10 protein-coding genes and 3 pseudogenes are annotated in these 24,445 nt (G+C 70.4%); 6 read left to right on the forward strand and 7 right to left on the reverse strand.

What is annotated here, in order from left to right:
- From IEZ01_RS30830 to IEZ01_RS30840, 3 genes and pseudogenes are all read right to left on the reverse strand, one after another.
- Positions 1–307, reverse strand: a pseudogene (locus tag IEZ01_RS30830) (hypothetical protein); the annotation flags it as partial.
- 389 nt (positions 308–696) lie between these two features.
- Positions 697–1,803 (reverse strand): peptide chain release factor 2, encoded by a 1,107-nt coding sequence (gene prfB, locus IEZ01_RS30835; protein ID WP_189204980.1) that lies wholly within the window; start codon positions 1,801–1,803, stop codon positions 697–699.
- 100 nt (positions 1,804–1,903) lie between these two features.
- Positions 1,904–6,061 (reverse strand): beta-sandwich domain-containing protein, encoded by a 4,158-nt coding sequence (locus tag IEZ01_RS30840; RefSeq protein WP_229833299.1) that lies wholly within the window; start codon positions 6,059–6,061, stop codon positions 1,904–1,906.
- 449 nt (positions 6,062–6,510) lie between these two features.
- Between IEZ01_RS30840 and IEZ01_RS30845 the strand changes: the two genes are divergently transcribed.
- Both IEZ01_RS30845 and IEZ01_RS30850 read left to right on the forward strand, forming a co-directional pair.
- Positions 6,511–13,308: an RHS repeat-associated core domain-containing protein gene (locus IEZ01_RS30845; protein ID WP_189204982.1), complete on the forward strand. Its 6,798-nt coding sequence runs from the start codon at positions 6,511–6,513 to the stop codon at positions 13,306–13,308.
- Between the two features lie 27 nt (positions 13,309–13,335).
- Entirely contained in the window at positions 13,336–13,551 is a 216-nt protein-coding gene (locus tag IEZ01_RS30850) for a P-loop NTPase family protein (protein WP_158685673.1), read from the forward strand.
- Positions 13,552–13,653: 102 nt separating this feature from the next.
- On the opposite strand, the pseudogene IEZ01_RS30855 reads toward IEZ01_RS30850, so the two are convergent.
- Positions 13,654–14,575 (reverse strand): annotated as a pseudogene (locus tag IEZ01_RS30855) (tyrosine-type recombinase/integrase); the annotation flags it as partial.
- 35 nt (positions 14,576–14,610) lie between these two features.
- Here IEZ01_RS30855 and IEZ01_RS30860 point away from each other — a divergent pair.
- From IEZ01_RS30860 to IEZ01_RS30870, 3 genes and pseudogenes are all read left to right on the forward strand, one after another.
- Positions 14,611–14,949 carry a helix-turn-helix domain-containing protein gene (locus tag IEZ01_RS30860; RefSeq protein ID WP_189204984.1) on the forward strand — a complete coding sequence of 113 codons (339 nt, stop codon included), beginning with the start codon at positions 14,611–14,613 and terminating at the stop codon, positions 14,947–14,949.
- Between the two features lie 35 nt (positions 14,950–14,984).
- A pseudogene (locus IEZ01_RS30865) lies at positions 14,985–15,200 on the forward strand (helix-turn-helix domain-containing protein); the annotation flags it as partial.
- Positions 15,201–15,472: 272 nt separating this feature from the next.
- Complete coding sequence (locus IEZ01_RS30870; RefSeq protein ID WP_189204988.1) at positions 15,473–16,066, forward strand: hypothetical protein; 594 nt, start codon at positions 15,473–15,475, stop codon at positions 16,064–16,066.
- Positions 16,067–16,179: 113 nt separating this feature from the next.
- On the opposite strand, the gene IEZ01_RS36225 is transcribed toward IEZ01_RS30870, so the two are convergent.
- The 3 genes from IEZ01_RS36225 to IEZ01_RS30890 form a co-directional block, all read right to left on the reverse strand.
- A protein-coding gene (locus IEZ01_RS36225; RefSeq protein ID WP_444545498.1) for an IS630 family transposase occupies positions 16,180–17,243 on the reverse strand; the annotation gives its coding sequence in 2 pieces (ribosomal slippage) (positions 16,180–16,775 and positions 16,775–17,243; 1,065 coding nt in all).
- 130 nt (positions 17,244–17,373) lie between these two features.
- Positions 17,374–18,609 carry a serine/threonine-protein kinase gene (locus IEZ01_RS30885; protein ID WP_189204992.1) on the reverse strand — a complete coding sequence of 412 codons (1,236 nt, stop codon included), beginning with the start codon at positions 18,607–18,609 and terminating at the stop codon, positions 17,374–17,376.
- A gap of 106 nt (positions 18,610–18,715) precedes the next feature.
- The gene (locus IEZ01_RS30890) at positions 18,716–20,416 is read right to left on the reverse strand and encodes a serine/threonine-protein kinase (RefSeq protein WP_019886791.1); all 1,701 of its coding nucleotides are present in this window, start codon (positions 20,414–20,416) and stop codon (positions 18,716–18,718) included.
- A gap of 525 nt (positions 20,417–20,941) precedes the next feature.
- Between IEZ01_RS30890 and IEZ01_RS30895 the strand changes: the two genes are divergently transcribed.
- Entirely contained in the window at positions 20,942–24,262 is a 3,321-nt protein-coding gene (locus IEZ01_RS30895) for an FHA domain-containing protein (protein ID WP_189204994.1), read from the forward strand.
- Positions 24,263–24,445 lie beyond the last annotated feature (183 nt).

Below are 24,445 nucleotides of genomic sequence, written 5' to 3' on the forward strand. Positions count from 1 at the left end.
TGCCACCCTCGGTGGTGTTGCCCTCCGTGGTGCCACCCTCGGTGGTGTTGCCCTCCGTGGTGCCACCCTCGGTGGTGCCACCGGAGACCTGGCCAGCGATGTCGTTGCCAGAGGTGGTGCCGCCCTGGGTGTCGTTGATACCCAGGCCGACCTCAAGGCCTTCGCTGTTGGCCTCGACCTCGGCGCTGAGGCCCGCGACCTCGATGCCGACGGCCGAAGCGGCGCCCGCCGCGGTCAGGGACGCGCCGGCGGCGATCACCGCGCCGGCGGCTATCCGCGCAACGCGGACCCGCGTCTTTTTGGTCATCTGCTCGCTACCCCCAGTAGCTCAATCTCGTTGTTGGAGCAGCGCTCGGGGCCACAGGCATCGGGAGTCTCGTTCTGGCCCCCGTTCCACACACGCCCCAGAAATGCGCATGCCATCCGTCACCCTTGCGAGTTTCCGAAGACCCGTCAAGGTCGTTGCGCGTGCGATGCCTGTATTGACCGCACTTGCCCGGCCTGCGCGGATGCAACTGTGACGTAAACGCGGAACTTCGGCTTCCCCCACCCCAGTTCCCTTGTCGACAAAGCGAGCCGCAAACCAACTTTCCCCTTGCGCCCGCGAATTCCCCTCCGCGGACCAACGCGAACGGCGCCGCACCCGCTGCTCGCGGATCCGGCGCCGTGGACGTTCACGTAATGCTCGTACTGCTGTTACTTCTCCTGCTGCTTGCGCCAGCGGATACCGGCCTCCAGGAAGCCGTCGATCTCGCCGTCGAGCACCGACTGCGGGTTGCCGACCTCGAACTCCGTCCGCAGGTCCTTGACCATCTGGTACGGGTGGAGGACGTACGAACGCATCTGGTTGCCCCAGGAGCTGCCGCCGTCGCCCTTGAGAGCGTCCATCTTGGCGCGCTCCTCCTGGCGCTGGCGCTCAAGGAGCTTGGCCTGGAGGACGTTCATGGCGCTCGCCTTGTTCTGGATCTGGGAGCGCTCGTTCTGGCAGGAGACCACGATGCCGGTCGGGATGTGCGTGATGCGCACCGCCGAGTCGGTCGTGTTGACGCCCTGACCGCCGGGGCCGGAGGCGCGGTACACGTCGACGCGCAGGTCGGACTCGTCGATCTCGACGTGGTCGGACTGCTCGACGACCGGGAGGATCTCGACACCGGCGAACGACGTCTGGCGGCGGCCCTGGTTGTCGAAGGGGGAGATGCGGACGAGGCGGTGGGTGCCCTGCTCGACGGAGAGCGTGCCGTAGGCGTACGGCGCCTTGACGACGAAGGTGGTCGACTTGATGCCGGCCTCTTCCGCGTACGACGTCTCGTAGACCTCGGTGCCGTAGTTGTGCCGCTCCGCCCAGCGCAGGTACATGCGCTGGAGCTGCTCCGCGAAGTCGGCGGCGTCGACGCCACCGGCCTCGGCGCGGATGTTGACCAGCGCCTCACGCTCGTCGTACTCGCCGGAGAGGAGGGTGCGGACCTCCATCTCGTCGAGCGCCTTCTTCACCGACTCCAGCTCGGCCTCGGCCTCGGCCCGGGTGTCCGGGTCGTCCTCGGCCTCGGCGAGCTCGAAGAGCACCTCGAGGTCGTCGATACGGCTCCGGAGCGCCTCGGTCTTGCGGACCTCGGCCTGGAGGTGGGAAAGCTTGCTCGTGATCTTCTGTGCCGCCTCCGGGTCGTCCCACAGGGACGGGGCCGCGGCCTGCTCCTCGAGCACGGCGATCTCTGCCCTCAGCTTGTCGAGGTCCAGGACGGCCTCGATCGACCCCATGGTCGAGGAGAGGGACTTCAGCTCTTCGGATACATCGACGACTGCCACGCGTCCAGCGTAACGGCTCGTCGCCGCGACGGGCCCCGCCGGTGGTCCACGCATGCTCCGTACACCCCCGGCGGGCGTACGGAGCGCGTGGAATACGTGGTCAGGAGGTGCCGGGTGGAGCGACCGGGTCGAGGGTCGACAGGTCGAACGCGTTGCCCACCGCCAGGTGCCCGTTCCATGTGAGGTTCACGTGATCACCGATGTCGTAGTCGGCCGGGGCCGCACCCGCGCCGAGGCGCAGAGGAGGCGGCTCGAGAGTGCTTGGGGTCTCGGTGACAGCGACTGCGGCCTCCACATCCACATGGTCGACGTACGGGGTGGCGAAGTCCTGCTGCTCCGAGAGCCAGGCATTGACGCTCAGGCGTCGCGCATCGACGACAGGTGTGCACGGTGCGTAGCCGTAGCACGGGGTGAGAGTGGTGAAGACCGTTTTGATGCCCCACGCATTCAACTGGTCACGCATTGTGGCGTAGGCGTTGACGATCTCCAGATCGTCGGTCCCGTCCACGACGTCGCTCAAGCCCGTGTAGACGACGACCGTTTTCACCCCGGCGACCGACAGGACGTCTCTGTCGAAGCGGGACAGTACGGCTGGTCCGCCGCGGGAGGCCTGATCCCGAGCGAGCAGGTTCTCCTTGATCCCGGCGGCGACAACGCCCACGCCGTACGTCGGCGCGTTGTTCTGGAGGCGTGCGGCGAGCCATTCCGGCAGCCTGGCCATGAAGCTGGGCACGGGTGTACCGGTGCCGCTCGGATGCACCAGGCCGTCCCCGACCACGGCGACCACGGGTTTGCCGTCGTCGGCGAGAACGTCGACCCCGGTGAGGACGTTGACGAAGCGGCCCCACATGACGGCGTCGCCGCTGAACGCTTCGCCACCGGTGTCGCCGGCGTGATCCCCTGAGCCGCTCGGGCTCACCCACATGACCGTCGAGTTTCCGATCCAGCTGTGATGGGGGAGGTACCTCACGGCATTGGCCAGATGGAAGCTGACGACGAGCCCCCTGTTCGCCACCACCTCGGCTGTCAACGGGTCCGAGTAGATCTCGCCCCCGACCGGGATGGTCGTGGTACGCAGGCCACCGAACGTGAGGTCCGACGGAGGACGCACCATGCCGGCCGACTCCGAATGGGCCCCGACCGTCGCATGTCCGATCACCAGCGGCTTGACTCCGCGCGCGTTGGAGAGCCGGATGCGGACCCCCTTGCCGCTCGCGCTCGGGGTGAGCAGAACGCGGAACGTCTGATCACGGAAGTCGGCACCGTCCTTGTTGTAGTTGAAGCTCGCCTCGATCGGTGCCCCCCACGCCCCCTTCCACGCTCCCCCACCGGCCGCCTTCGCCGTGTCCCGTACCGCCATCCCGAAGATGTGCAGCCCGGGGATGCCTCGGGTCACCTTGTCGCTGATGTCGGGCAGCGTGACGGATTCCACCGGCACTCCGGGGCGCAGCGGGACGGCGAAGGTGAAGATCTTGACCGGGCGGGTCTCCTGGCCCCCGGTCGCGCGGTTGCGGTGGGGCAGGGTCACGGTGGCGAGGCCCTGGGGGCCGGTCGACCAGTCCGGAACGGAGAGGCGGTAGGGCGAGGGGGCCGCCGTGCCCTCGTAGGTGATCGCTCCTGTGGCTGCCTCGCAGTCGGTGGGCAGCCCGTTGGTGAGTACGCATCCGCTTCCCGCGCCCTTGGTGCCGTCGGGGACGACCGGGCTCGTCGCGTCGGCCGGGTCGCGGTCGAGTGCGGTGTAGGCCTGGGTGGCTGTGGCGAGGAAGACCAGGGCGCGCCCGGTGGCCCCGTTCATCTTGATGGTCTGGTTGGCCGCCATGACGTGGTCGGGGGCGCCGGAGCCGAAGGCCGGCAGGGTGAACGTGGCTCCGTTGACGGTGACCTTTCCGCCCGGTGTCCATCCGGCGGCCTGGAGGTCCTGCAGCGAGAAGCTGTTGCCGTAACTGTCGAAGTCGGCGGCTGTGGGCTTCGAGTCGGACGTGACGGCCGTGGCGTTGAAGGCGTCGTTGAGGCTGGCGTAGACACGAGGGGCGTGTCCCTTGGCGATGAACTCGTACGGGTACATCTCCGAGGCGTTGCCGGCGACGTCGAGCGCGTACACCCACAGTGTGTGCGTGCCGGGGCCGGGCGGGCGGACCTTGAAGGAGGCGCTGTTGCCGACGGCTTGCACCACCTGGGACGGGGGCGGGTTCGACGTCGGCGGCTTGACGTTCAGGCCGAAGACGAACTTCGCCGCCGTGTTGTTGGTCGAGCCGGGTGCGACCCGGGCGACGAACGTTTCCTCGGTTCCGGCCGCGGCGCCGGGTTGCCTCTCGGGAAAGAGCTCGCCCTGCGAGGTCACCGTCGGCTTGGCGGGGGCTCGCTGGTCGACGGTGAAGCGGCACACGGCCGGGTTGGCCTTCGTGTCCTTGCCGTCGGTGGCCTGGACCTGCCAGGCCACCGTGCTGCCGTCCTTCAGTCCGGAGACGAAGGAGGACGGAAGCTGGACCTGGACCCGCTTGCCGCTGGCGACGTCCGGCGACGTGATGGCGGGGCGGGCCGTGGAGCCGTCCACCCAGTAGGTGAACCGGGCCGAGAGGACGTCCCGGTCCGCGTCGCCCACGACGGCGGACAGCATGGGCGGTGTGGTGGCGACGGTCTTGCCGAGCACCGGGTACGGGGCCACGGTGTCGCAGCCGTACGAGGCGGAGTTCACCAGCGCGGAGAGGTTGCTCGGGGTGTGCGGCACGTGGTTGTAGGTGATGCTCACGCTCGCGCTCGGGGAGAAGCGCTTGAGGAGGGCGCCGTTCGACTCGTTGTCGTTGACCAGGGCGAAGGTCCAGCCGGCCGCGGAGCCCGCCGCGGCCGCCGCGATGGCGGAGGTCACGGCGTAGCCACCGGAGACGTAGCTGTCGCAGGCCGGTCCGAACGTACGGGATCCGAGCTTGGCGATCCGGCCGGGGCGGTTGCTCCACGAGGTGTTGGAGTTGAAGGACTTGGCCGCGTAGAGGGAGACCGAGGACGAGGCGCTGCAGCTGGAGGACGACGTCTGCTGGACGTTGGCTACTGCGGAGACGATGTGGGCCTTCCAGACCGAGGAGGGGATGCCGACCTGGTAGTACGCCTGTTCGCGGCCGATGCAGTCCGTCCACGAGTTCAGGCCGACACCGGGGTTGCCGTATTTCGTCGAGTCGTAGTTCTTCGCGCCGGGGCACCCTTCCTGGACTCCGACGAAGTGCTGCCTCGTGCCTGTGGCGGGGTGCGGGTTCCAGGACGGGTCGATGTACACGGGGTACCGAGTCGTGGTGCCCTTCAGCAGCTTGGCGTCGGGTACGAGCGTGAGCTGCGCGGGCTTCACATCCAGGCGGACACGGGCGACACGGGCGCCGGGACCGGGGCCGTGTGCGCTGGAGGGGGCTGCGGCTGGGGCGACTGTCCTGGCACCGGCCGCCGCTGCGGGTTTGGTGGCGGGTCTGGCGGAGGAATCCCACATCTGCGGCTGGGGCGCGCTGAAGGCGACCCGCCCGTCGGCGGTCCTGGCCTGGATGTTGTCGTCCTTGTCGCGGATCACCTGGACTCCGCTGGTGCGCACTCCGAGTCTGACCGAGGCCAGGGCCGGCTCGGCTGCCGCGGCGGGAGTCCGGACGACCAGCACCTGGTTGAAGCCGCCCCGAGTGTTGGCGGTGAGCACCAGGTCGACGTCGGGGAAGACCTGCGGATAGGTGATGTCCGATCCGGAGATCTTCGGTGTCGGCAGGGATCGGGGCCAGGTGAGAGCGAGGTTCTGCCGGCCGGTCCCCATGGAAACCAGAGGTCCGTCGCCGCCGCCGGAGAAGACCAGTGGGCTGCTGGAGGCCTTGGGGCTGTACGTGCCGTCCGGGTTCGCGCGCAAGGTGCTGTCCAGGGCGACCCATTTCCCGTCCAGCCGGGTGCGCTGGGGTGTCGCGTTCGTGGTCCAGGTGACGGTGCCGCCCGGGTTCGCCCGGACGGTGTCCGTCGTGCTGGTGAGCGCGCCCACGGGTGCGGATTTTCCGGTGCGGTCGGCTTCCGCACGAGCCGCGGCCAAAGCTCGTTCCTGAGCTGCGGTCAGGCCGGTCTCCTGCCGGTCCTTCATCCGTCCGGTGGGCATGGTGTCCGGCGCCTGCGGCGGTACGGGAGCGGGCTCGCCCGGCGCCGTCAGGGGTGGGGGCAGCTCGCCGCCCGTGGTCGGGCCGACTCCGGCCGCCGTGGCGGGAGTGACGCAGGTGGCCAGCAGAGCCGAGCACAGAAGCGTGCCCAAACGACGTTTGAGTGCGGACGATCGACGACCCCGCATACCAGTCCCCCCGGGCGTGTCCGTATTTCATTGCGGCTCGCGGACGATAGTCATTTCATGGAGAACCAAACAAGTAAAGATTAAGTAAAGACGTCCGATTTCCCCACCCATGGCCGCTTGTTCCGATCAAGTGGCAAGGGACGTTCCGTACGTCACCGACCACGGAGCGCCTTCACTCAAACCACCAGGCAGACCTCTAAAAGAGGGCAGAACACCCCACCCCATTACCGATTCTTTACGCCTACTTTTCCTTGCGCATAGGTCGGTCAATTCGAATCCTGCTACGTTCCGCTGGCCGTTAATTGGAGCTGGGGGGTTTCGTGGCTGGTCGAGCTGGCGCGAGAACTATTTTTCGCCGACGTGGCCGAATGAGGGCGGGAACATCATTCTCCGCGTTCGCCTGCGCACTTCTCATGGTGGTGACGAACGCCGAACCGGCCGTCGCCACCGCGTTCCGGACGGCCGACCGGCCGAACTTCGCCGTGGACGCCCCGCGGGCGAAACCCGTACCCGTCACGCCCGTACCCATCAGACCCCTGCAGCGCCCCAGCACGCCGTCCTGGAACCCGGCGACGGCCAAGACCGCGTGGCCCGGCCGCGGCTCGGCGGACGTCACCGTGCCGAAGGCCGGTTCCACCTCGGCGCGGGCCGGTGAGCTCCCTCTCTGGGTCTCCACGCCCTCTAAGCGGGCCACAGCCCGCACCGCACAGCCGTCCCCGGGCAAGGTCCGGGTCGAGATGCGCGAGCGCGGCCTCGCCCAGCGCGCCGGCGTCCCGGGCGTCATCGCGACCGTACGCCCGGCGAACGGCGCGGCGTCCGGAGCCGTACGTGTCGAGCTGGACTACCGCTCCTTCGCCCAGGCCTACGGCGGCGACTGGTCCTCCCGTCTGCGGCTGGTACAGCTGCCTTCCTGCGTCCTGACCACCCCGGCGAAGGAAGCCTGCCGAAAGCAGACCTACCTCCCCTCCACCAACAGCGCCAAGACCGGCCGCCTCTCGGGCGACGTCCTGCTGTCGTCGGCCCATGCCACCCGGCCCCTGGTCCTCGCCGCCACCGCCGCGACCGCGGGAGGCGGCGGCAACTACGCCGCCACTTCACTCTCCCCGTCCGGTCAGTGGTCGGCAGGAGGCTCGACCGGCGGCTTCAGCTGGTCGTACCCGATCGGTGTGCCGGACGTGCCGGGAGGACTCAAGCCCAACGTCTCCCTGGACTACAGCTCCCAGAGCGTCGACGGCCGTACGTCGTCGACCAACGGCCAGGCCGGCTGGATCGGTGACGGCTGGGACTACTCCCCGGGCTTCGTGGAGCGCGGCTACCTGCCGTGCTCGGACGACACCGCCGGCGGCAGCCCCAAGACGGGGGACCAGTGCTGGTCCGACGCCGCGAACACGCTGACGCTGTCACTGAACGGCACGTCCAACACGCTCGTCTTCGACGACAAGTCCAAGACGTGGCACCCCCAGAACGACAACGGCGAGAAGGTCACCGTCCGCAAGGACACCGCGAACGACGACAACGACGAGGAGTACTGGGTCGTCGTCACGGCGGACGGGACCGAGTACCACTTCGGCCGGCACCAGCTTCCGGGCTGGGCCACGGGCAAACCCGTCACCAACTCCGTGTGGACGACGCCGGTGTTCGGCAACGACACGGGCGAGCCCTGCCACGCGGCGACCTTCGCCGCCTCCTCCTGCCGACAGGCGTACCGCTGGAACCTCGACTACGTCGTCGACCCCCACGGCAACGCGATGAGCTTCTGGTACACGCCGGAGGTCGGCCACTACGGCGTGAACAACGCCACCAAGCCCACCGCGTACACACGTTCCGGGTACCTCAGCCAGATCCAGTACGGGCAGCGCGCGGGCAAGATCTACGACGCCGCGGCCCCGGCGGCCGGGCGCGTCTTCTTCGACACCAAGGAACGCTGCCTCCCCAACGCCTCCTTCGACTGCGCCGAGGCCAAGCGGACCGTGGCGAACAACGCGCACTGGCCGGACGTACCGCTCGACCAGCACTGCGGCGCCACCGGCAGCTGCGCCAACCACGGCCCGTCGTTCTGGTCGACCAAGCGTCTCACCGGCATCCGCACCGAAGTGCTGGTCGACAAGGCCTACGCCGACGTGGACGAGTGGACGCTGACGCATACGTTCCCCGCGACCGGCGACACCACCACCCCGTCCCTGTGGCTGGCGTCCATCGTGCGCACCGGCAAGAGCGGCGGCAGCACCGCCTCCCTCCCGCCGGTGCTCTTCGACAGCCAGCCGATGGCCAACCGGGTGGACGGGCTGGACGGCTACCAGCCGCTGACGCGCCGACGCATCCAGCGCATCACCACCGAGTCGGGCAAGGTCGTCTCCGTCAACTACCTGGCCGCCCAATGCCGTCGCAAGGGCACCGTCGTCCTGCCCACCAGCCCGCAGACGAACGGAATGCGCTGCTTCCCCTCGTTCTGGACGCCGCCCGGCCGGACGGCACCCGAGCTGGACTGGTTCAACAAGTTCGTCGTCAACACGGTCACCGAACAGGACCCCACCGGCAACGGCCTGCCCGTCCAGACCAAGTACACCTACCTGGGCGACGCGTTCTGGGCCTTCAACGACGACGCCCTCTCCCAGGCGAAGTACCGGACCTGGAACCAGTGGCGCGGATACGGCCGGGTCGAAGTGCGTACGGGCACCGCGCCGCAGCGGATCACGCTGTCCCGCGCCACATACTTCCGCGGCAAGGGCGACGCCCTCACGAACTCCGTGGGCGACGTCACGGTGACCGACTCCCCCGCCCTCGCGGGGCAGATCTTCGAGACGCAGAGCTTCAACGGCGACGGCGGAGCCGTTCTGGCCTCCTCCACCAGCGAGCCATGGATCGGCCCGGTCACCGCCTCACAGAGCCGTACCAAGGTCGGCCTCGACCCACTGCAGGCACGCACCCTGAACACCCAGCGCACCCGCAACACCACGACGACAGCGGCAGGGAAACCGCGGACGACGGAGGTGGTGACGGATTTCGACGACGCCACCGGCCTCCCCACCCAGGTCGACGACAAGGGTGATCTTTCGACCGCGGCGGACGACACCTGCTCCCGCACCTGGTACGCCCAGAACGCCTCCGGTGCCTGGCTGCCCGTACCCCGGCGCATGCAGACGGTCGCCGTCTCCTGCGACACGAAGCCGACCTTCCCCAAGCACGCCGTAAGCGACGACCTGGCCTTCTTCGACGGGCACACCGACAATCTCGCCGTCCCCGGCATCGGCGACGTGACGATGGTTCAGAAAGCCGACTCCGTGGCGGCGGACGGCACACCCCACTACGTGACCGTCCTCAAGACCCAGTACGACGGCTACGGCCGCGAGACCAGTGAGACGGACGCCCTCGGCCGGACCACCACCACGACGTACGCACCCGCATCAGGGAGCGCGCCGCCCAGCACGACCGTCACCCTGCCCAAGGTGACCGGGCAGGCTGCCGGGTTCGCGACGACCACCACCATGGATCCCGAGCGCGGCCTGCCGGTGAAGACGACGGACGCCGCCGGGTACACCACCACCAACTCCTACGACGCACTTGGCCGGCTCACCGCCGTTTGGCAGCCGGGCTTCTCCACAAGCAACGGCCCCAACATCAAGTACAGCTACCAGCTGACGCCGACCGCTCCCTCCACCGTCACCACCGAGACGCTCAAGGACGACGGCACCTACCGCACGTCGATCACCCTGTACGACGCCATGCTGCGGGAGCGTGAGACGCAGACCGAGGCCGCCGAGGGCGGCAGCGTCATCGTCGACACGGCCTACGACTCCCACGGCTGGGCGGTGAAGTCCGCGGGCCCGTACTACAGCAAGGACCGCCCGTCCCCGACCCTGGTCTACGCCCCCGACAACCAGGTGCCCACCCAGACCGGCACCTTCCACGACGGCGCGGGCCGGGTGGTCGCCAACGTCGCGTACACCCGGGCCACAGAGACGTGGCGCACGACGACCTCCTATCCGGGGTCCGACCGGACGGATGTCGTCCCTCCCCTCGGAGCCACGCCCACCAGTACGTTCACCGACGCCCGGGCGAACACCACCAAGCTGGTGCGGTACCACGGCAGGAGCGCGTCGGGCGCCGCCGACACCGTCACCTACACGTACGACGCCGCCGGCCGCCAGACCGGCCAGCGTGATGCCGACGGCACGGCCTGGACCAGCACCTACGACCTGCTGGGCCGCAAGACCACCCAGCAGGACCCGGATTCGGGACGTACCACCTCCGTCTACGACGTGGCCGGCCGGCTGGTCTCCACCTCGGACGCGCGCGAGCAGACGGTCGGCTACACCTATGACGAGCTCGACCGGAAGACCGGGCTCTACGACACCACGGGTGTCACGGACGTGACCAAGGGCAAGAAGCTGGCCTCGTGGACGTACGACTCGCTGAAGAAGGGACTCCCGACCTCCTCGACCAGCCACTACGGCACGGCCGAGTACACGAGCAAGATCCTCCAGTACGACTCCTACGGCAGGCCGGTCGCGTCCGCGCTCGTCATCCCCGAGAGCGAGGGCAACCTCAAGGGCACCTACCTCACGCAGAACCGGTACAACCTCACCGGCACGCTCTCCTCGTACACCAACACCGCCGCCGGTCACCTCCCGCAGGAAACCTTCACCTACGACTACGACGCTCTCGGACGCCAGAAGAGCGTCGGCAGCACATCGCTGCGGGCCACGCTGGCGTGGACCCAGTTCGACGAGCCGGGACAGTTCACGTACGGCACCTCGGGCAACTTCGCGCAGCAGACGCTCACCTACGACGAACAGACCCACCGTCTGGCCTCGTCGCTCGTCGTCACCGGGTCGGGTACGAAGGTCGCCGACCGGACCACCTATACCTACCAGCCGGCCGGCAACGTCACGAAGATCCGCGACGAGCTCGGCGACGGCAAGACCGACATCCAGTGCTTCGCCTACGACTGGGCCCAGCGTCTGCAGACGGCCTGGACCTCGCTGGACGACTGCGCGAAGAAGCCCGCGGCCGGAGCGGCCTCCATGGTGGGCGGCCCGGCGGCCTACTGGCAGTCCTGGACGTACGACTCCAGCGGCGACCGCGCGAGCCAGACCGATCACCACCTCGGCGGGGACGCGGCCAAGGACACCGTGTCGGCGTACTCGGTCCCAGCGGCCGGCAAGGGGCCCGCGCACGCCGTGAGCCAGGTGGTGAAGACCGGGCCCGGTGGTCCCGAGGCGAACACGGAGACCTCCTACACGTACGACGCGTCGGGCAACATCCGCACCCGTACCAACCGGGCCGGCACCGACACGTTCACGTACGACGTGCGAGGCAAGCTGACCGAGTTGGCCCGTACGGGCACCGCCAGTTCGACCAAGTACGTCTACGACGCGGCGGGCAACCTGCTGATCCGGCGGGACGCCGGCGCCACCGTCCTATTCACGGGCGATCAGGAGGTGACCCTCAAGGACGGTGAGGCGAAGGCGGAAGGCACCCGGTACGTCTCGCTGGGCGGGCAGACCGTCGCGGTCCAGTCGGCGACCGCCCAGGGAGTCACGGTCGACTACCTGGTCTCCGACCGGCAGAACACGGGCACCCTCCAGATCGACGCAGGGGGTCAACAGGTCACGCGGCGCCAGTACAAACCGTTCGGCGAGGTCCGTACCACGGGCGCCGGGTGGCAAGGGGCCCGCGGCTACGTAGGTGGCCAGGAGGACAAGGCCACCGGCCTGGTGAACCTCGGGGCCCGCCAGTACGACCCCACGATCGGCCGCTTCCTCAACCCTGACCCGCTGATCGTGCCAGGCGCCCCCGAGACCTGGAACGCGTACGCGTACGCGGGCAACAATCCGACGACGCACAGCGACCCGAGTGGACTGTGCTTCGCCGACCTCTGCGGCATCGGCACGCCGAAGGGCGACGGCTCCGGCGACATCATCAAGGACGGCCCGGTCGACCCGGGCGGTACCAACACCACGACCTGCCACAGGGGCATGTGCTCCGACGGCAATCCGGTGGGCGGAGGCAAGGACGGCCGGGGCAACATCGGCAACACGGTCCAGAAGACCAAGGCCGACGCCACCGCCGCCGCCCAGGCGGCGAAGACCGCCAGCGCGGTGGCCGCGGCCGCGAAGAAGAAGCAACAGGGCCTCAAGCGCCAGCTCATCAACCTCGTCGCGGACGTCCTGGGCATCACGGACGCGGTGAACTGCTTCACCAAGGGTGACGTGATGGGCTGCTTCAACACAGCCCTGAACGCGGTGCCCTGGGGCAAACTCGCCAAGGCCATCAAGGCCGGCTACAAGGCCCTCAAGATCTGGCAGGCCCTCCGCAAGGCGGACGCCGCGGTCAAGGAGGCCGAGGCCCTGGCGGAAGCCGCCGAAGCAACGGCGAAGGCGGCCCGGGCACAGGCGAGCGCGCTGGAATCCGCGGGCAGCGCATGCGTGAGACACAGCTTCACGGGCGAGACCCGGGTGTTGCTCGCGAACGGAACGACGAAACCGATCTCGGAACTCAAACCAGGTGACGAGGTCCTGGCATCGGATCCGCAGACAGAGGCCACGGCTGGTAAGTCGGTCGAGCGCCACATCGTCACGAAGGACGACGAGGAGTTCACCCGGCTCACCCTCAAGTCCCCGGGCAGCGGCCAGTCCCCCGCCGCGCTGACGACGACGTGGCACCACCCCTTCTGGGACGAGTCCCAGCAGCGCTGGGTCGACGCGAAGGACCTGCGCCCGGGCACGGAACTGCGCAGGCCGGACGGCACGACGGTTCAGGTTCTGACGGTCCGGAACTACCGGAGCAAGGCGGTCACGTACGACCTGACGGTCAGGGACCTGCATACGTACTATGTGCTGGCGGGGCAGACGCCGGTCCTCGTTCACAACAGCAACTGCTCTCCATTCACCGATGGAGACATCTGGGACGGATCATTCAATGTTGGAGGGCAGACGGTTGAGACCATGGCGACCGTCAGGGTGGCCGGAGACACCGTGCATCTGGACGGACTGATGGTCTTCCCGGCGGGGACCCAAGGGCTGAGCCGCGCCCCGATCGGGCCAGATGCAGTCCGCCAGATGAAGCGCTCCGTCGCCGAGCAGGCGAGAACCCAGGGGTTTAGCACTGTCGTGCTGAATTATGAGCGGCATATCCCCAAACCGGACGGCAGCATCTACAAGCGCCCGGGGTCGATGACCTTGGACGTCGCAAAGATCCTAGGAGATTAGAGAGTGGACCGGTCTCGACTGGACGGGTTGGCATCGAGCATCACGGGCCGAGGGCAAGTGGAGCGGGAACCGGTATTCCGGGAACTGCGGGAACTTGGCCTGTCGCCGATCGAAGCGATCTACGTAGCTTCTCGTGTGCTTGGCCTGTCTTTGCCTGAGGCGAAGACCGCGATCTATGCGAGCGCTGCCTGGCGCGATCAGCAGGAGGATTGGCAGCGGCTTCAGTCCGGCCTCGAAGAGTGAAGATGCTCACCAGTCTTAAGTGGCGATAGCAAATTTGGAGCCCCGTCAGGTGTGTCCTGGCGGGGCTTCTGCATGGGGTGACGGCAGTAGTTGACGGCAACGTCAGCGGACGAGGGCTCCGCACAGTGGCGGGTCGTTGCCGTCGTCGCGGGTCGGATCGTAGCCAGCAGGACCGTCGAGCGCGGTGCTGAGTGTGTCGATGGCGTCGCGCTGGAGGCGGAGTCGGATGTGGGCGTAGACGGTGGCGGTGACTCCGATGTGGGCGTGGCCGAGGAGTTCCTTGATCACGACGAGTTCGATGCCCTGTTCCAGGAGCAGGGTCGCGGTGGAATGCCTGAGGTCGTGGAAACGGATGCGGCGGAGGCCCGCCTTGCGGAGGAGCGTGGTGAAGGTGCGGGTGAGGTTGGTCGGGTCGATCGGCCTGCCCTGTGGCGTGGTGAACACGTACCCGTTGTGCTGCCACTCAGTTCCTGCCACGTGCCGTTCGCGCCGCTGCCGCTCGTGGTGGTGCTTCAGCGAGTGGCGGCAGCGGGTGGGGAGGGCGATGCGGCGTTCGGAGGCACGAGTCTTGGTGGGCAACGTGGTGAGTCCGCCGGTGCTGGTGCGCTGCAATGTGCGGCGGACGGCAGCGGTGCCCCGATCAAGGTCGAGATCTTCCCAGCGCAGGCCGAGGAGTTCGCCCTTGCGGAGTCCGGTGTGAAGGGCGAGTTCGAACAGGGGCATGGAGCCGGTGACCCTGGGCCGCGGCGAGGAGTTGGCGGGCTTCGTCGGCGGTGAGGGGTTCGAAGCGTCGGGGCCGTGGGGTGCCGGTGCGGACGTTACGGGCGACGTTGCGCGGGATCTCCTCCTCGCGGACGGCGTGCTCCAGGGCGGACTTGAGCACGGAGTGGATGTAGGTCAGGGTCAGCGGAGAGAGCCGCTTGGAGCAGCATGATCCGGTGGCGCAGCAACGGGGCTCATCACGCCGGGCATCGATGCGGCGCGTGCAGCACTGGCAGGTGGTGTGGAGCTGGTTGAGCCCGAGCACGACCTCTACAGCCGCAACCTCAAGGAGAACCGATGAACCACAGCGAATGGAGGACCCGTCGCCACCGCCAGCTGCTGGGCGAATACCTGGACGCCGACCCCGAGTACGACCGCGTCTACGAAGAGGCCGGCCTCGCCATGACGTTGGGCAAGGCCGTCTACGACCGGCGTAAGCAGCTGGGCCTGAGCGAGGCCGACCTCGCCGAGCGCATGCACGTCGACGTCGATGACATCGAGGCCATCGAGATGGCCACCGAGCTGCCGCCCATCGCGGTCATCATGCGCCTGGCCCGCGCACTGGACTTCACGGTGGACGTACACCTCGCCGGCGGAGACGAGCCTACCGTCACCATCGTCGCCCCAGCGGCCTGAGGCGGGGAGGAACCATGCAGGACCCGCCTTCCGCGCTCGCCCGTGAGCTCGGGCAACTCGTCCACGACCGGCGCATCGAGCTCGGGCTGTCCCAGGCCGAGCTGGCCGAGCGGTGCGGGATGAAGCAGCCGCAGATCTCCCGCTTCGAAGGCGGCGGGACTGTGCCCACGCTTCCTCTCCTGCGCCGCCTGGCTCAGGCTCTCGGCGCCGACCTGACCATCAGCCTCACCCCGCACGACGAAGCCGCTTGACACGCATTCGGAATTCCTGGAATTCCCCAGGCGGTGTAGACCGCTGACGGCAGTAGTGACGGCAACACCGGCGGACTTCAGTGCACACGCACGGACGTGGAACGGCTGTCAAACCGGAGTCTGACCAGCGAATTTGCAGCTGACGGCGACCCCGCGAGCACACGTACTATGTGCTGGCGGGGGCTATGCCGGTCCTCGTACATAACTGCGGAGTTACGCGTGGCGGTAACGAAAGCACTTACTCTATCTCGCATGATGCGAGTGGAAGTGGCGTGATTGCCGACCTCGATAGTGACGGCATTCTAACCATGATGATGCACAACAATCCCAACAGGGGTTCGCCGCTGCGGGGTAAGGCGATGTTCGACGAAGTTATGGGCCACTTCGGGGACCGAGTTCAGGGTGTCCAAAGGATCTGGGTCTACGGAGATAACCTTGGAGGCTTCAATGAAGCTGTCCGTGGTGGTGCAAGCCTTGTGTCGGCAGCCAAGGGAACCTGGACTGGAAGGCAGGCAGCCAGATACGGCTTCACTCGTGCGAGGATCGATGAAGCAGTTCCGAGGCTCGACGGGGGACTTCCAGCAAGTCCTTGCCACATTCCGAAGATGAGGGAACTGATGGACGAGGAAATTGAACGATTGGCGCGCTTGGCCGTCGAGTACCACGGAATTGGGTGCAGCATCACAGAGATCGCTGATCTCCTAATTGACAAGCATCCGAACTTGAGGTTGGCGCCGTTCCGGCTGGCCCAAGTGCTTCGATCGGCCTTCGGTCTTTCAGTTCATGACCTGCAATACGTCACCGCATGGGTGCAAGGTGAGATTTCACTGGAAACACTGGAGGAGCGCCTTCAGGTGACTCGGTAAGTCAGCCTCCGCCCGTAACATGCTGTGGACATTTCGAGAGGCCTCCCCGAATGGATATTCGGTGAGGCCTCTCGGGCGTTTGACGCTGAGGTTGAAAGGGCAGGGTGACGGGGCTACGGGGGCTCCAGCCCGAGTCCGGTCTCGGCTATGAGGCCGTTGAGGATCTGCGGTCGGCGTTGGATGGCGCGTAGGCGGTTCTTCACGAGCGGGGTGAGGTCGTCGATGGTGCGGGGTGCGAGGTTGGCCAGGGACTTCTTCGGGTGTGCCCAGACGCCTTCGACGGGGTTGAGGTCGGGTGCGTAGGGCGGGAGCTTGACGATGGTGAGCCAGTCGCTGTTGCGGTCGCAGAACTCCCTCAGGGCTTTGGCGTGGTGGGTGCTGGCGTTGTCCCACACCACGATCAGCGGGGCATCACCGAGCTGCCGGCGGGCGGAGGTGAGCAGGTCCGCGAACTCGCGGGCTTGAAAGCCCTTCTTCTCGCCGGTTCGGCCCCGGTATGTCTGGGTCCGGTAGATCAGCCTGGTCTCGCGGCCCGGTCTGACGCAGATCATCCCGGCCATCAGGACCCGGCCGGACCCCTTGCCCGTGACTCTGACCAGCGGCGTCCGCCCGCGCCGTGACCAGGTCCGCCCCTTCTTGGGTTTCAGGTCCTGCCCGGCTTCGTCCTCGAAGACGATCCACGCGCCCAGGAGCTGGGCCGTCCTCTTACCCGGGACCACTGCTCCGACCGCCACGACTCTACGGCCTGCTCGTCGCGCTCGACCGCCCGGTGCGCGGGGACCTGGGGTGACCAGCCGAGCCGGTGCAGCAGATACGACACCCCGCGCGGGGTGTATCGGTAGCCGAACCGCCGATGGATCAGCTCCGCGACCCTCGCCAAGGTCCACCGCTGGTCCTCCGTCCAGCCGTGCGCTGCCGGGCCGGCATCCAGCTCGGCTTGCAGCCGTTTTGCCTGGTCATCGCTGAGCTGACACGGAAAGCCGCCAGGCCCCTTGGAAGACAGGGCCGACTTGCCGCCGTCCCGCCAGGCGTACGCCGACTTCCGCGACACCCGTAACCTGCGGGCCACCTCCGGCGGCCGCAGCCCCTGCCCGAACATCTCCGCGGCCTCGAAGCGCACCACTTCACGCTTCGCCCGCCCCGCGGCGGTCAGACCGCCGCCATCCGCGTACCTCATGACGAGGATGTAGCACCGCCAACGCCGGCTGTCACCCCACCCTTCAACCTCAGCGGCAACAGTGACGGTGGCGTCAGCGGACGATGGCTGTGGTGGATGGGTCGTCAGTGCTGCGAGAGCGGCGCTCGTCTCAGGGCGCCTCAGGCGCCGTCGTGTTGGAGTCCTGCGGCGTCGCCCCCGCGTCGTCCCCCGACGTCGCCAGCCAGCCGCCGACGCCGACCGCCGCCACCAGGGCCGTGCCCGCGAGGGCGAGGGTGAGGCGGCGTTTGCGAACCGTTTCCGCCTTGTGGCGGGCCGCGCCGGGGCGGGCGCCGCCCGTGGGGCGGGGGACGCGGGCAGTGCCGCGGGGGCCGCCGGAGAGTTCCTCGGGGGCCGGGACACGCATCGAGGTGTGGGTGTCGCGGTTGGAGTCGGGGGCCGAGCCGGGGACCAGGGGGACGGCGCCGCGGCGGCGGGGCTCGCTGGGGAGGGTGGGGTACTCCGGCTCCTCGTACGCCTCGGTGGGCTCCGCGTCGGGCTCGTCGACGTCCAGGGGCGGGATGCCGGCCAGGAGGGGCAGGACGTCCCGCAGGCGGCTGGCCAGCTCTGAGGCGCGCAGGCGGGAGGCGGGGGCCTTGGCGAGGCACTGGACGATCAGCTGCCACAGCTCTTCGGGGATGCCCGGCAGCGGGACGACCGTCTCGGTGACGTGGCGGCGCAGCACGGCGCCGGGGTGGCCACCCCCGAAGGGGGTGAAGCCGGCGAGCAATTCGTACAGGACGGTGGCGAGGGCATAGATGTCGACGGCGGCGCGGGGCGGCAGGCCCTCGACGATCTCGGGGGCGAGGTAGTCGGGGGTGCCGATGATCCGGGTCGCCTTGGTGCGGCGGGGGGTGTCGATGAGCTTGGCGACGCCGAAGTCGGTCAGGAGGGCGGGGTGGGAGCCGCCGGGGCCGAGCGGGCCCTCCATGTCGAGCAGGATATTCTCCGGCTTCACGTCCCGGTGCACGACTCCGGCGGCGTGCGCGGCGGCCAGGCCGTCGGCGACGTCGGCGATGATGGCGACGGCGGCCTCGGGGGCGAGGCGGCGCTCGCGGTCGAGGCGGGTGCGCAGGTCGGTGCCGCGGACGAGGTCCATCACGAGCGCGAGGTCGTTGCCGTCGACGACGAGGTCGCGGACGGACACCACGCGCGCGTGGTCGAGCCCGAGCAGCGCGGTGCGCTCCTGGACGAACCGACCGACGAGCTCCTGGTCGGAGGCGAGGTCCTCGCGCAGCAGCTTGATCGCTACGGGGCCCTCGGGGCCCTCCCCGAGCCACACCGTGCCCGCGCTGCCGCGGCCCAGGATCTGGTGGGCGGTGTACCGGCTGCCGATTTTCCGTGCCAAGACTGCTCCCTCAGCGGCTGGCGTTCGCGACAAAGTTACGCGGCATCAGGCGCTGGTCTCGACTTCCGAGGGGAAATCACCCTCGGAAGTCGACAAATCGACAGGGTTACTGCCCCGTACCGCCTGTACCGCCCGTCCCACCGGTGGTGCCTGTGTCGGAGCCGCCCAGCTCGGAGATCCAGCCGGTCACGGTCGAGATGCCGTCGCCGATGGCCTCCCAGTAGCTCTTGCCCTGGGCGATCCAGTCCTGGAGCGGGGTGAGCTCCCAGATCAGCCAGCCGGCCACGACGAACAGGATGATCGTGAACAGGCAGCCCTTGAGGCAGCCGAGGCCCGGGATGCGCATCGGGTTGGCGCTGCGCTGGCGGGGCGGCCGCGGCTCGCGGGGCGGGCGCTGGGCCGGCGGCTGCTGCGGCGGCGCGTACTGCTGCTGCTGCGGGGGCGGCGGCGGGGCGTACTGCTGGGGCTGCTGGTACTGCTGCGGCGGGGGCGCGTACTGATGCTGGTGCTGGGGCGGCCGCTGCGGCTGCCGCTGTGGCGGCTGAGGCTGCTGCTGGTACTGCGGCGGCTGCGGGGGCTGCTGCGGCCGACGCTGGGGGCGGCGGCGCAGCGGGTCGTCGTTCGGGTCCAGGTACTGGACCTGGGTCTGCTCGTTGCGGTCGCGGGCCGCGCGCAGCTGGCTCTGCCAGGGGTGCGGCTCCTCCGGCTGCCCGGGGGACCGCGGCGGGCCGTCCGGGTGCGGCGGTACGGGAGGCATGACCGCGGTCGCGTCGGCGGCGCCCGGCGCGCTGGTGGGCATGACGCTGGTGGCGGCCGCCGGGTCGTACTGCGAGGCGCCGCTCTGGAGCACCTGGGTCGGGTCGGCCGCGCCCGGGGTCTGCGGGACCGGCGCGGGGGCCGGGTCGGGGGCGAGCAGGGCACCGACGCCCTCGGCGGCCTCGATCTGCGCGGGCGTGGCGTGGACGCCGATGCCGGCCGCGACCGTGCGCAGCCCGCGGGCGAGGTTCTCGGCGCTGGGCCGGCGGTCCGGGTCCTTGCTCAGGCAGCGCTCGATGACCGTCCACAGGGGTCCCGGGACGGTGGAGGGGCGCCGGGGCTCCTCGCTGAGGTGGCGGTGCAGGACCTCGAGGGCCGTACCGCCCGCGAACGGGGGACGGCCGGTGACCAGCTCGTAGAGCAGGATGCCGGCGCCGTAGATGTCCACGGCGGAGGTCTGCGGGCGGCCTTCGGCGGACTCCGGGGCTACGTACGCGGGCGTGCCGACGAATTCGTGGGTGCGGGTCAGGCCCGGGGAGTCGGCGAGGCGCGCGATGCCGAAGTCGGTGAGCATCGGGTGCATCTGGCCGTCGCGCTCGGCGAGCAGGACGTTGGCCGGCTTGAGGTCGCGGTGGACGACGCCGTCGGCGTGGCTGGCGGCGAGCGCGTCGGCGATCTGGGCCGTGAGCAGCGCGGCGGCGACCGGGGTGAGCGGCCCGTTCTCGCGGATGTAGCGGTGCAGGTCCGGGCCTTCGACCAGGTCCATGACGAGGGCGAGGACATCGCCTTCGACGACCAGGTCGCGGGTGCGCACGATGTTGGGGTGCGTCAGCCGCAGGAGGACCGAGCGCTCCCGCAGGAAGCGCATCACGATGTCCGCGTCGTTGGCGAGCTCCTCCTTGAGGACCTTGATCGCCACGGTCTCACCGGGCTGACCCGGCACGGCGGCCTCGGCGCCCGCCGTCTCCCTCTGGCGGGCTCGCCAGACGGTGCCCGTGGCGCCGCGTCCGAGCGGCTCCTCGAGCAGGTACTTGCTGCCGACTGGCCGCACGTCACGCGCTCCCTGCTGATCGTGGTCCTTGCGAGTCCTCGCGGATCCGGTCCTGGTGGGCCGGTCCCGGTGGATCGGTTTTCCGTCTTCCTGACGTCTTCCTGATCTGTGACCCGCCTGGGTGTCCGACCTACTTTAGTGCCGCCGAACGGGTCACAGGTCGGTCCTCCGGCGGTCCGGAACGGGACCTTCTTTTGTCCGAAACAAGACGCGTGGGCGCCTGGGATGGTTGCCGCACTTGATCGGAAGGCGTACGCAAGCAGGCATTTTCGGTCGCCCAGCCGATCGGCCGGTGATCGCCAACAGACCATTCAAGATCACTTAGGGGCGGCCCGCGGGCGTGTTGTCGGTGGCAGGTGCGAGGATGCACACAGCACGTCGCATCGTGGGGTCGGGAGCCTCGCGAAAGGGGTGGGAACCCCGCGATCCGTGCCGACCTGTACCGGACGACGCGTCCGTGCCGGGTGGGGGGAATCCAGGGCGGCTCCCCTGCCGGGCACCCCGCGCAGAAGGGACCGCTGGGCGATGCAGATCCGGCTGACCGTCCTCGCGCCGCACAGCGGTGCCTCCGCGGCACGCGCCTGCGACGTGCTCGTCACCGCCCCCGCGGGCACCGCCCTCGCCGCGGTCGCCTCCGGGCTCGCCACGGTGGTCTCCGGCCCCGACGCCTCCGGCGCGGTGGTGCTCTACGCCGGGCAGGAGCGGCTCGACGCCCAGCGCTGCGCGCTCGGCGAGCCCCCGCTGGTCGACGGGGCGGTCCTCTCCCTCCAGGTCCCCGGCGGCGACGACGCTCCTGCCGCGGACGCCCCCGCCCGGCTCCATGTGGTCGCCGGGCCGGACGCGGGCGGGGTGCACCTGCTGCACGGCGGCCAGATCCGGATCGGGCGCTCCGCCGACGCCGACGTCCCCCTCGACGACCCGGACGTCTCCCGTATCCACTGCGCGATCACGGTCGCCGACGACGGCCGCGTCACCGTCGCCGACCTCGGATCCACCAACGGCACCACCGTCGACGGCACGGACGTCGGCACGCGCCCGGTGCGGCTCGCACCTGGCGCGCTGCTGCGGGTCGGCGAGTCCGCCCTGCGGCTGGCCGGACGAGGGGCTGACACGGAAACGGTGCCCACGACCCCGGACGGCGAGGGGCATCTGCGCATCTGCCCGGCAGGGGGCGGGGAGCCCAGCTCGTGCGGGACCGGCCCAGCGGGGGACCCAGGCGGCCCGCTGGGCGGCCCGGCGGCAGGTCGGAGCGACCTCAGGACGGCCACGAACGGCGCCCAGAGCGGCCCCCAGAGCGGCGGCGGACCGTACGGCTCCGGCGGCCTCACGCGCGCGGCAGGCCCCAGCAGTGACTCGTACCTCGTCGACGGCGTGATCGAGGAGGAGACGGCCGACGGCGGACACACGCGCGCCGGGGAGTTCGACGACGCCGACGGTGAGCGCGAGGCGCACAGCCGTACGCGCGCTCCGCGCCCCCAGACCACCCCCGCGCGCGGGACCCGGCTGCCGGAGGGCGTCGCCCGTAAGCGGGGCATAGGAGCATGGGCGCGGCGGCTCACCGGCGGCCGGGGCGATCTGGCCACCGCGGCGGACGCGGGCGGGGGCCGGTCCACAGCGGCCGCCTCCGCCCCGGACCGGCCCCCCGTGCCGGAGACCTGGCCCGACCCGGCCGCCGTGCTGCTGACCGCGCTCGGCCCCGGCCCGCGTCTCTGGGAGCGCGGCCCCGGCCACTCCGAGGCGCTCGTCGTCCGGCTCGGCACCGCCGACCGGGCCGATCTCGCGGGCGTGCCGGTGACCGTCGCGCTGCGGGAGGCCGGTTCGCTCGGCCTCGCCGGGCCGAAGGACCGGCTCCCTGGGCTCGCCCGGTCGGTCGTGGCCCAGCTCGCCGCGCTGCACTCCCCGGCCGACCTGGAGATCGTACTGATCAGCGCCGACCGGACGCGCCCGGTCGAGGAGCGCCGCCGCGCCTGGGGCTGGCTCGGCTGGCTCCCCCACCTGCGGCCCGCCCACGGCCAGGACTGCCGCCTCCTCCTCGCGTACGACCGCGACCAGGCCGCGGCCCGCACGGCCGAGCTGACCCGCCGCCTCGACGACAGCCCGCTCGGCCCCGGCTGGGCCAGCGCCGACCGCAAGGCGGTCGCCGAGGCCGCGGCGGGCTTCGAGGGGCCGTACACCGTGGTGGTCGTGGACGGCGACCCCGGTTCGGCGGCGCTGCGGGAGACGACCGCGAGGCTCGCCGGGGCCGGGGCGGCCGCGGGGATCCACCTGATCTGCCTGGCCGACGCCCCGGCCGCCTCACCGCTCTCGCCAGTCGCCGCCACGTACGAGACCGCCTGCGCGCAGTCCTTGGCCTTCCGCGAGTGCGGCGCGGTCGGGCTGCTGAGCGGCGACGTGGCGACGGCGCTGCGGCTGCTGCGCACGGCCGGTGGGCAGGCCGCCGGGCACGGCACGCTCGCCACGGTGGACGCGGTCTCCGTGGCGTGGGCCGACCGGTTCGGCCGGGCGCTGGCCCCACTCCGTACGGAGGGGGCGGCGGGCGGCGGCCGCGGGGCCGCCGCCCTGGCGCTGCCGCAGTCCGCGCGGCTCCTGGACGAGTTGGGACTGGCCCGGGCCACGCCCGCGTCGCTGATGGCCCGCTGGGCGTCGGCGCCGGAGGGGACGCTCGTCCTCGGCGCGGGGCCGCACGGCCCGGTGGCCGTGGACCTGACCGCCGAGGGCCCGCATCTGCTGATCGAGGGACCGGCGGGCAGCGGCCGTACGGAACTGCTCCGCTCGATCGCCGCCTCCCTGGCCGCGGGCGGCCGGCCGGACCGTCTGGCCCTGCTCCTGGTGGACGGCGCGGGCGGCGAAAGGGGCGACGGCCTCGCCCCCTGCACCGACCTCCCCCATGTCACCGAGCATCTCGTCGCCAGCGACCCGGTCCGGATGCGCGACTTCGCCCAGGCCCTCGGCGCCGAGCTGAAGCGCCGGGCCGAGATCCTCGGCTCCGAGGACTTCGCCGCCTGGCACACCCGCCAGGAGGTCGCCGCACGGCTGGTGAGCCAGCGGGCGCCGAGCGCGGCCGAGCGCACACCCCGCCCGGACGCCCGCCCGTCGGTCACCGACGGCGTGCCGTCGCCGGGCGCCATGGCCACCCGAGAAGCCCGGGACCCACGGGACGCACGGGCCGGTGCGCCCGAGCCTGGCCGTTCGGCCGGTCCGGCCGGCCACGGCGCCGCCGAGCACGCCGGGGCGGACCCCAGGGGCGGTCGCATCGCCGTACGGACCGATGCCGTGGCCCCCGCCGGTACGCCCGGCCCGGCAGCGGGCGAGGCGGCGCTGCCCCGGCTCGTCGTGCTCGTCGACGACTACGACGCGCTCGTCGCGCCCGCGCTCGGGTCCACCGGTCGGCCCTCCGCCGGGTCGGTCGTACGCGCCCTGGAGGCCGTCGCCCGCGGCGGCGCCCGGCTCGGGGTGCATCTGATCGCGGCCTCGGGACGCCCGGAGCGGACCGCGGACACGGAGCTGGCCCACGGCGCCCGGCTGCGGGTGGTCCTCGACGCCCCCGGTACGGGAGGGCCCGACGAGCCGTCCCCGGGGCGGGGACGGCTCGGGCATCCGGATGGCCGGGTGACCCCCTTCCAGGGCGGCCGCGTGACCGGCCGGATCCCCCGTACGGCGACGCTGCGGCCCACCGTGGTGGCGCTGGAGTGGGAGCGGATGGGCGATCCGCCGACCCGCCGGCCGGTGCGTGAGTTGGGCAACGGCCCGACGGATCTGGCGCTCCTCGCCAGCGCGCTGGAGCGCGCGGCCCGCTCGGTCGACGCCGCCCCACCCGTCCCCCTCAGCCCGGCGAGCCGCACCTGAGCCGCCCGGCCCTGCCCCAGGACCGCCGGAGGCGGCCGGGGCGCGTGTGCCTCCCGGCGCAGGCGGACCCAGGCTGGCTCGTACGTGCCCGCAGAGGCATGGCCCGCCGTGCCACGTCCCCACGCCCACGCGACCGCAGGGACGCGGCCCGACGCCCCACGGCCGCCCCGGCCCCACACCCAC

Origin of the sequence: Streptomyces purpureus (assembly GCF_014648195.1) — a bacterium.
In the GTDB taxonomy this organism is placed as follows: Bacteria; Actinomycetota; Actinomycetes; order Streptomycetales; family Streptomycetaceae; genus Streptomyces; species Streptomyces purpureus.

What these genes read in the sequence shown, in the direction of transcription:
- IEZ01_RS30895 (WP_189204994.1), top strand. Translation starts at nt 20,942, where the DNA reads ATGCAGATCCGGCTGACCGTCCTCGCGCCGCACAGCGGTGCCTCCGCG.
- IEZ01_RS30860 (WP_189204984.1), top strand. Translation starts at nt 14,611, where the DNA reads ATGAACCACAGCGAATGGAGGACCCGTCGCCACCGCCAGCTGCTGGGC.
- IEZ01_RS30845 (WP_189204982.1), top strand. Translation starts at nt 6,511, where the DNA reads ATGGTGGTGACGAACGCCGAACCGGCCGTCGCCACCGCGTTCCGGACG.